The organism is Lactobacillus pasteurii DSM 23907 = CRBIP 24.76, assembly GCF_000297025.1.
GTDB lineage: Bacteria > Bacillota > Bacilli > Lactobacillales > Lactobacillaceae > Lactobacillus > Lactobacillus pasteurii.
On record NZ_CAKD01000019.1, the window covers coordinates 1 to 9,077 of the forward strand.

Below are 9,077 nucleotides of genomic sequence, written 5' to 3' on the forward strand. Positions count from 1 at the left end.
ACCCAGGCCTTGGTCAGAAATACTCAAAATCACGTGATTCAAATTCTGAATCAATCGAACGGTAATTACGCCTCCATCTGGCGAATACTTGATCGCGTTGTTCATAATATTATCGACCACTTGCATCATCTTATCGGTATCGATTTCTACCCAAAGTGCTTGATTGCCAAGCTCTCTACGAATTGTATACTTCTTTTTGCTTTTGTCATTTTTCTGGTCGTTTTGCACAATCATGTCAAAGCGGTTCAAGATATGGGCGACAAAATCATTGAGGTTGACCATTTCCATTTCCATTCGCGAAACGCCTCGGTCCATGCGAGAAAGACTAAGCAGATCGTTGATCATCCGGATCATGCGCTGAGCTTCTTCTTGAGTTACCTTAAGAAACTGTGGCGCAATCTCAGGATCTTTCCAAGCACCAGCATTAAGCGTATCGATATAAGCGCTAAGACTAGTCAAAGGCGTTCTTAACTCGTGAGAAACGTTAGAAACGAACTGTTTTTGCGAGTTTTCGTTCTTTTGTTGCTCCGTAATATCGTGCAAGACGCAAACGCTACCTGACACAAAGCCCGTGATTCGCTTGATCAATGAAAAACTTGCATGCAAGATCATTTCATCTCTAGTGTCCTTATTGACCGTGATGACGATTTCTTTTTGCTCAGTCATCAAGTCTTGCGAGGATTGATCAATCCCGAGAATTTCATTGATTGGATGGTTGATGACATCTTTTTCTTCTAAATTCAAAAAGTTCAAGGCCATCTGGTTTACTACGCTGATATTCCCATGTCGATCAGTCGCAAGCACCCCATCAGTCATGTGAGACAATACCCCATCTAGCCGGCGCCTTTCACTATCGGATTCTTCCTGCGATCGCTCGATTCTAATCGATAAGGTATTAAAGGCCTTGCCCAGCTTGCCTAGTTCGTCGTTAGAATAGATTTTTACCTGGTTTGAATAGTCGCCATCGGCAATGCTTAAGGCCTGGCGCTGCATTTCTTCAATTGGTCGCGTGATTGCCCGAGAAATTACAAAGGATAAGATGGCCCCGATGATCGCCGCGATTAAAGAAGCCACCAAGAAGGAAATCGAAGTATTTCTCAAATCGTTGAAAATGCTCTCCATGCTAGCTTTGACATAAATTGCCCCAACTGTATTGCCAGATCCAGTGCCACTAGTCAAAGGAGATATTTGCACCATGTAATTGGTGCCATTTTCATTGATTACCTTGGTAACTTGATGGCCAGTAGAGGTGACTTGCTTAACGTTGTTGTTGTTGACCCGCTGGCCGATGCGACTTTTGTCATTAAGATTAGAAACCGCACGAATAATATCCTTACTATCGACGACCATAATGGCGTTGATAGCAGAATTATTATTGTAATCGCTCACGATTCGATTCAATTGATCATCAGTGGTCTTGCTGTTGCGCGACAGCTGCGTTGCTAGCTGACTAGTGACGATTTGCGGGATTTGGATCGATGATTGAAAGGTCTCCAAATTGTTCTGTTCCATTTGCCTAGTAAAATAGGCTCCAATTACTTCAATCGTTGCCAGCAGCATCAACATAAAGACGATTGCTAGCTTGGTATTGATTGAATTGAATGTATGTATAAGTTTGTTTTTAAATTTCTTCATATTCCCAAAACATAAAAATAAGCCTGGTTTTATCCAGACTTTTCTCTATTATTCATCAGCAGGTTGCTTTACATAGTAACCAACACCACGTCTTGTGATTAAAACTTGTGGCTGGATTGGATTATCCTCAATTTTTTCTCTCAAACGGTGGACGGTTACATCGACGGTTCTAACATCCCCGAAGTAGTCGTAGCCCCAAACAGTTTGGAGCAAGTGCTCACGAGTCATTACTTGGCCCATATGTTGAGCTAGGTAATATAGCAACTCAAACTCTCTATGAGTCAATTCGATTTTATCGCCATTTTTTTCGACTATGTAAGCGTCAGGCATGATGACCAAGTTGCCGATCTTGATATTTTTATCGGCTTCTTCTTGATTTGCGGCCTCTGCTTTTTTGACAATATCGCGTCTACGCAAATTTGCCTTTACCCTAGCTACAAGCTCTCGATTGGAAAATGGCTTGGTTACATAGTCATCCGCTCCCATTTCAAGTCCAAGAACTTTATCAATTTCTGTATCTTTAGCTGTCACCATGATGATTGGCATGTCATGAGTTTGGCGCACTTCACGAGCAACCTCAAGCCCATCTTTTTTTGGCAACATTAAATCCAAAATCATCAAATCTGGATCATATTCTTCTACTTTTTGTATTGCTTCTTCACCATCATAGGCAGTGTCGACGTCGAAGCCTTCCTTAGTTAAATTAAACTTGATAATATCGGAAATTGGCTTCTCATCATCGACGACGAGAATCTTCTTTGGCATCGATTATGCCTCCTTTACACCTTATTATTATACTGGTTAAAGTGGATTAAAGCCAATTATATAAAAAAATTGTAAAAAAGTATTGCATTTTGAAACAATTCATTGCATAATAATATCTGTCAGTTATTTAGACGACACATGGGTGGCTAGCTCAGCTGGCAGAGCAACGGACTCTTAATCCGTGGGTCCAGGGTTCGATCCCCTGGCCACCCATACTTATGAAAACACAGCTTCGGCTGTGTTTTTTTGTTGTATATTTTTATTATTTTCGCTCAATAAGCTAAAATAGTCTTAGGGGGGCGATGATTATGACTGAATCCGTATTCTTCAATCCAGGCGATGCGATCGCGTCTTCTCATGACTACAAGGCAGCTAGACGTAGCGCACAGATTTTCAAGGCGAATAAACCCACAGCTGGGCAAATTATTATCGCCAAAAATGCCAAAAACGGCGAATACGCTATTTACTTAGCCGACCGCATTGCTCCATCTAATCAAGGCGTTCGACACGACATCAAGGATCGCTTATAAAATGGTAATTTTTATGATTGATCCCGCTGCCCGAACGGTTTCAAACACCTAGTTCAGCAGATCTAGGTGTTTTTTTGAAAATTTTTTATTTTTTCGAAAAAAAGGCTTGCCAAAATTCAAATACACTGGTAATATATTTAACTGTCAGCGATACAGCTGATAAACAAATGGGTGGCTAGCTCAGCTGGCAGAGCAACGGACTCTTAATCCGTGGGTCCAGGGTTCGATCCCCTGGCCACCCACACATATGGAAATGGCACTGCGAGTAGTCGGTGCTTTTTTTATACCTTCATAGCGTACTGATCCAGGTCAGTGCGCTTTTTTGATTGCTTGTCCCCGTAAGATTTATTGCCCTTGATGCGTTATAATGTTTCCATAGATATTTATGGAGGGAAAAAAGACCATGAACGATCCTGAAGCATTATTGCACTATCTTGATATCCTATTAAAGGAAAGCAACTTCACCAAGGCAGCCCATGAATTATACATTTCGCAGCCCTATTTGACCCAACTGATCAAGCGGATCGAAACTAAATTGGGCACAAGCATTATCAACCGCGACAGTGTTCCTTTTACCCTAACTGAAGCTGGCGCAATTTATTATCAATATTTAGAAAATTTGATCTACGACAATTTACAACTAGATCGCAAACTGGCTGCTTTTACTCGGCCAGAACATGAAATTATCCGCATCGGCATTTTGGAAAGTTTGGGTACTTTTTTGTTGCCGGAATTGCTTCCGCCATTTTTAAAAGAAAACAAGGATGTCGAAATCCAGCTCTTTGAAAATGTTCCCCGCAATTCAGAAACCCGGCTGTTAAATGAGCAAATCGATTGCTACATCGGGCAAACTCCTGAGACGCTCTCACGTGGCCTTAAATTCTTCATAAACGGCGGTGAGCGGTATTATGTGGTAATTCCACCAAACTCCCCTTATTTCCAGCCAAATCGCTTTATTTTGGATGAAAACGAGTATCCGCTGGAAAAACTCTTGCATCAGCCTCTGGTTCTAAGTGCGCCTGAATCAGCAATTCGCCACCAAGTTAATGGTTTATTGCAAAAGTTCAAGCTTAAGCCTCAGATCGCCATTGAATCCAGCAGCGTAATTACTGCCACCAATTTAGCAATTCATGGATTGGGGCTGACGATTTCTACCGCCAGCATCCTCAAGCGAATCGCCCAAACTCCAATCAATCTTATGCCAATCGATGTTAATTTGTTAAAATTAGAATTTTTTATTGCAGTTAAGGAAAATCGGCCTCTATCGCCTAAACTAGCTGAATTAATCAAAGCTTTTGAATCATTGAATCTAGAATCTTACATAAAATAATGGGATAAGAATTTGCGCCTTGAGCGTAATTCTTACCCCATTTTTATTTGTCTAAATATTCAAAAATAATCGTACCAATCGAAACTCCTAATAGCATCGGAATCACCCATGACAATCCTCGATCTGCAAAAGGAATCAAATTGCGCAAGTTGGCTACGGCTAGGCCAAAGTCGCTTCGACTTACGACTGCAGGCAGACTGACAATCATATCCATAATTGCTGGAATCGAAACGAAAAATAAGCTAACCGAATATACAATCCGACTTTTCTTAAAAAATTTCTCGCAGACTGACAAAAAGATCAGCAAAATCGCAATCGGATACAAAAGCATTGTGGCTGGCTTAGACCAGGAAATGATTGTCGTCAAACCAACATTAGCAAACAAGAAGGACAACAAACTAGTGATAAATAGCCAAACGTGGTAGCTAACCTTAGGAAAATGTTCATGGAAGTCTTGAGCAAAAACTGCGACCAGGCCAACTGCCGTCGTCAAACAAGTCAAAACGATTAAAGCAGCTAATACTGCTTGTCCAAACTGCCCTCCATAATGTTGCACGATCTGGGCAAAAGCAATTCCACCATTGGCTGATAATTTGAACTTGCCTAAAGACATTACCCCGGCAAGAATCAAAAGTAAATAAATCAAAGCAACTGCCAGCATGCTTAAGCTGCCAGACTTAGCTGTAGCAAAAGCCACTCCTTGGTCGCTGCCCATTTGCTTAATTGCCGTCACAATCGTTACCCCAAATGCAAGTCCTGCAAGAGCATCTAGAGTATTGTAGCCCTCTAAAAAGCCATTTACAAAGGAGCTTTTGCCAGTCACATATGCTGGATTAACTGGAGCTGTGGACAATTTGCCCAAGGGGAAAAGGAAGGCCACTAATAATACCAAAAATAGCAAAACTAAAAAAAGAGGATTTAAAACTTTTCCAACAGTGGTAAGAATATCGCTTTGATTGTACGAAATACAGAAAACCGCAATGAAGAAAATCGCGGAAAAGATTAGCAAGCCAGTTGACATTTGACTAGCTTTTAAAAATGGGGCAATCCCAACTGTAAAAGAAACCGTCGCCGTTCTAGGCGTACCAAACAAGGGGCCAATCGTTAAGTGAATCAACACCATAAATAGCAAGGCAAACCAGGATCCAGCAGGCTTGCCAATATCATAAACCCCCTTAGAATGGGTTAAAGCAATTGCCAAAATTGAAAGTAGCGGCAACAAAACAGAGGTGACTAAAAATCCAAGGCTAGCAAAGAGCCAATTATGACCGGCTAATTGTCCTAAATGTAATGGAAAAATTAAATTTCCAGCACCAAAGAAGAGGCCAAAAATCAAGGAACTAATAATTATATAATTTATTTTGGAAAGCTTTTTATCGTTCTCAGCTGGGTTGCTCATGGGTAACATCATCTCCTGTGTGAAGTGTATCAAAATAACTTTTTCTTTATCTTCTCACATAAGTTTCATAATGTCCATAGGCTTACTTTATAAAAAAATAAAAATCAAATATAAATCCTTTGATTGAAGGCAAAAAAAGAGGACAGCTTCGGCTGTCCTCTTCCTTCATTCCGCTTAGCTCCGGCTGTCAGACTCGAACTGACGACATCTTGATTAACAGTCAAGCGCTCTACCAACTGAGCTAAGCCGGAATATTAAAAAAGAGCGCGGCAGCTTCCTACCCTCACAGGCAGTTGCCCACCAACTACTCTCGGCGTTAAGAAGCTTAACTTCTGTGTTCGGCATGGGAACAGGTGTATCCTTCTTGCTATCGCCACCGCACTCTTTTCTTGAGCTTGTGCGCTCAAAACTGAATCCAATCCGCTCAAAACCTTTAGAAATCGTCTAGCCTTCGGTCAAGTTCTCGACTGATTAGTACTGGTCCGCTCCATAGATCGCTCTACTTCCACTCCCAGCCTATCTACCTCATAGTCTTTGAGGTGTCTTACTGCTTTCGCAAAGGAAATCTCATCTTGAGGGGGGCTTCGCACTTAGATGCTTTCAGCGCTTATCCCTTCCGCACATAGCTACCCAGCGATGCTCTTGGCAGAACAACTGGTACACCAGCGGTGCGTCCATCCCGGTCCTCTCGTACTAAGGACAGCTCCTCTCAAATTTCCTACGCCCACGACGGATAGGGACCGAACTGTCTCACGACGTTCTGAACCCAGCTCGCGTGCCGCTTTAATGGGCGAACAGCCCAACCCTTGGGACCGACTTCAGCCCCAGGATGCGACGAGCCGACATCGAGGTGCCAAACCTCCCCGTCGATGTGAACTCTTGGGGGAGATAAGCCTGTTATCCCCAGGGTAGCTTTTATCCGTTGAGTGATGGCCCTTCCATGCGGTACCACCAGATCACTAAGCCCGACTTTCGTCCCTGCTCGAGTTGTCTCTCTCGCAGTCAAGCTCCCTTATACCTTTACACTCTGCGAATGATTTCCAACCATTCTGAGGGAACCTTTGGGCGCCTCCGTTACACTTTAGGAGGCGACCGCCCCAGTCAAACTGCCCACCTGACACTGTCCCTAGCCCGGCTTACGGGCCAAGGTTAGAGCATCCATCAAACAAGGGTAGTATCCCAACATTGCCTCCAATAAAACTAGCGTCCTATCTTCTCTGGCTCCTACCTATCCTGTACATGTTTAACAGATACCCAATATCAAGCTACAGTAAAGCTCCATGGGGTCTTTCCGTCCTGTCGCGGGTAACCCGCATCTTCACGGGTATTATAATTTCACCGAGTCTCTCGTTGAGACAGTGCCCAAATCATTACACCTTTCGTGCAGGTCGGAACTTACCCGACAAGGAATTTCGCTACCTTAGGACCGTTATAGTTACGGCCGCCGTTTACTGGGGCTTCAATTCGAACCTTCGCCTAAGCTAAGCTCTCCTCTTAACCTTCCAGCACCGGGCAGGTGTCAGCCCCTATACGTCGTCTTACGACTTTGCAGAGACCTGTGTTTTTGATAAACAGTTGTTTGGGCCTATTCACTGCGGCTGATGTCTCCATCAGCACCCCTTCTCCCGAAGTTACGGGGTCATTTTGCCGAGTTCCTTAACGAGAGTTCTCTCGCTCGCCTTAGTGTTCTCCACTCGACTACCTGTGTCGGTTTGCGGTACGGGTACGCTCGATCTCGCTAGAAGCTTTTCTTGGCAGTGTGACGTCAGAGCCTTCGCTACTTTGATTTCGCTCCAGGTCGCGCCTTGTCCTTTCGAAAGCAAGCATTTGACTCGCTCTCAGACTCGACGCTTCTACATGCTTCCAGTCGCATGCGCTCTTAGCCTCCTGCGTCCCTCCTTCGCTCAAACGATCGATCGCAGTACAGGAATGTCTACCTGTTGTCCATCGACTACGCCTCTCGGCCTCGCCTTAGGTCCCGACTTACCCTGGGCGGACGAGCCTGCCCCAGGAAACCTTAGTCATTCGGCGGATAAGATTCTCACTTATCTTTCGCTACTCATACCGGCATTCTCACTTCTAAGCGCTCCACTTATCCTCTCGATTAAGCTTCGCCGCACTTACAACGCTCTCCTACCACGTGCTCTTTAAAACACATCCACAGTTTCGGTACTATGCTTAGCCCCGGTAAATTTTCGGCGCAGCGTCACTCGACTAGTGAGCTATTACGCACTCTTTAAATGATGGCTGCTTCTGAGCCAACGTCCTAGTTGTCTACGCAACTCCACATCCTTTTCCACTTAGCATAGATTTGGGGACCTTAACTGGTGATCTGGGCTGTTTCCCTTTCGACTACGGATCTTATCACTCGCAGTCTGACTCCCGCGCATAGATATGTGGAATTCGCAGTTTATCTGAATTCAGTAACCCCTGACGGGCCCCTAGTCCAAACAGCGCTCTACCTCCACTATCCTCTTCGCGAGGCTAGCCCTAAAGCTATTTCGGAGAGAACCAGCTATCTCCAAGTTCGTTTGGAATTTCACCGCTACCCACAGCTCATCCCCGCAATTTTTAACTTACGTGGGTTCGGTCCTCCAGTGCGTTTTACCGCACCTTCAACCTGGCCATGGGTAGGTCACTTGGTTTCGGGTCTACGTCAAACAACTTGTCGCCCTATTCAGACTCGCTTTCGCTGCGGCTCCGTCTTTTCTGACTTAACCTCGCTATTTAACGTAACTCGCCGGTTCATTCTACAAAAGGCACGCCATCACGCTTTAACGCGCTCTGACTACTTGTAGGCACACGGTTTCAGGTTCTCTTTCACTCCCCTTCCGGGGTTCTTTTCACCTTTCCCTCACGGTACTGGTTCACTATCGGTCACTAGCTAGTATTTAGCCTTGCGAGATGGTCCTCGCGGATTCAACCGGAATTTCACGTGTTCCGGCCTACTCAGGATACTGCTAGGCTCGATTCGGATTTCGCTTACGGGGCTCTCACCCTCTCTGGCTTACCTTCCCAGATAATTCTGCTATCCTCTTCTCTGCCACGTCGCAGTCCTACAACCCCAATGGATAAATCCACTGGTTTGGGCTCTTTCCGTTTCGCTCGCCGCTACTTGGGAAATCGATCTTTCTTTCTCTTCCTGCAGCTACTTAGATGTTTCAGTTCACTGCGTCTTCCTTTGCATCGCTATCTATTCACCATGCAATGACATATCTCTATGCCGGGTTCCCCCATTCGGATATCTCCGGATCTCTGCTTGCTTACAGCTCCCCGAAGCGTTTCGTCGTTTGCCACGTCCTTCGTCGGCTTCTAGTGCCTAGGCATTCACCGTGCGCCCTTTTCTACTTGACCTTACTCAAGATCTCTCTTTAGTCGCTCTACAATTTCTTGCAATTCAATGATTGTCTCGGTTTTT

Annotated in this window: 5 protein-coding genes, 3 tRNA genes and 2 rRNA genes; 4 read left to right on the forward strand and 6 right to left on the reverse strand. The window is 44.6% G+C overall.

Annotated features, from left to right (window positions below; translation table 11 throughout):
• Together BN53_RS03995 and yycF are read right to left on the reverse strand one after the other, a co-directional pair.
• A partial coding sequence (locus tag BN53_RS03995; protein ID WP_040537313.1) for a histidine kinase dimerization/phospho-acceptor domain-containing protein occupies positions 1-1,635 on the reverse strand: 1,635 nt, incomplete at its 3' end.
• Positions 1,636-1,683: 48 nt separating this feature from the next.
• Complete coding sequence (gene yycF / locus BN53_RS04000; protein WP_009559642.1) at positions 1,684-2,400, reverse strand: response regulator YycF; 717 nt, start codon at positions 2,398-2,400, stop codon at positions 1,684-1,686.
• Between the two features lie 140 nt (positions 2,401-2,540).
• On the opposite strand from yycF, the gene BN53_RS04005 reads away from it, so the two are divergent.
• From BN53_RS04005 to BN53_RS04020, 4 genes are all read left to right on the forward strand, one after another.
• Positions 2,541-2,613, forward strand: a tRNA-Lys gene (locus BN53_RS04005).
• 95 nt (positions 2,614-2,708) lie between these two features.
• Complete coding sequence (locus BN53_RS04010; RefSeq protein WP_009559643.1) at positions 2,709-2,930, forward strand: hypothetical protein; 222 nt, start codon at positions 2,709-2,711, stop codon at positions 2,928-2,930.
• 169 nt (positions 2,931-3,099) lie between these two features.
• A tRNA-Lys gene (locus BN53_RS04015) sits at positions 3,100-3,172 on the forward strand.
• A gap of 161 nt (positions 3,173-3,333) precedes the next feature.
• A complete protein-coding gene (locus BN53_RS04020) occupies positions 3,334-4,260 on the forward strand; it encodes a LysR family transcriptional regulator (RefSeq protein ID WP_009559644.1) in 927 nt (308 codons plus the stop codon).
• Positions 4,261-4,303: 43 nt separating this feature from the next.
• Here the strand turns inward: BN53_RS04020 and brnQ are convergent, their stop codons facing one another.
• From brnQ to BN53_RS04040, 4 genes are all read right to left on the reverse strand, one after another.
• The gene (gene brnQ / locus BN53_RS04025; RefSeq protein WP_009559645.1) at positions 4,304-5,659 is read right to left on the reverse strand and encodes a branched-chain amino acid transport system II carrier protein; all 1,356 of its coding nucleotides are present in this window, start codon (positions 5,657-5,659) and stop codon (positions 4,304-4,306) included.
• Positions 5,660-5,837: 178 nt separating this feature from the next.
• Positions 5,838-5,910: transfer RNA gene (locus tag BN53_RS04030), tRNA-Asn, on the reverse strand.
• A 13-nt stretch (positions 5,911-5,923) separates the two neighbouring features.
• Positions 5,924-6,040 (reverse strand): 5S ribosomal RNA (gene rrf, locus BN53_RS04035).
• Positions 6,041-6,110: 70 nt separating this feature from the next.
• Positions 6,111-9,013, reverse strand: a 23S ribosomal RNA gene (locus BN53_RS04040).
• Positions 9,014-9,077 lie beyond the last annotated feature (64 nt).

Excerpts from the sequence above, each read along its gene's own strand:
- brnQ (WP_009559645.1), bottom strand. The coding sequence starts at position 5,659 with ATGAGCAACCCAGCTGAGAACGATAAAAAGCTTTCCAAAATAAATTAT.
- BN53_RS04020 (WP_009559644.1), top strand. The coding sequence starts at position 3,334 with ATGAACGATCCTGAAGCATTATTGCACTATCTTGATATCCTATTAAAG.
- yycF (WP_009559642.1), bottom strand. The coding sequence starts at position 2,400 with ATGCCAAAGAAGATTCTCGTCGTCGATGATGAGAAGCCAATTTCCGAT.
- BN53_RS04010 (WP_009559643.1), top strand. The coding sequence starts at position 2,709 with ATGACTGAATCCGTATTCTTCAATCCAGGCGATGCGATCGCGTCTTCT.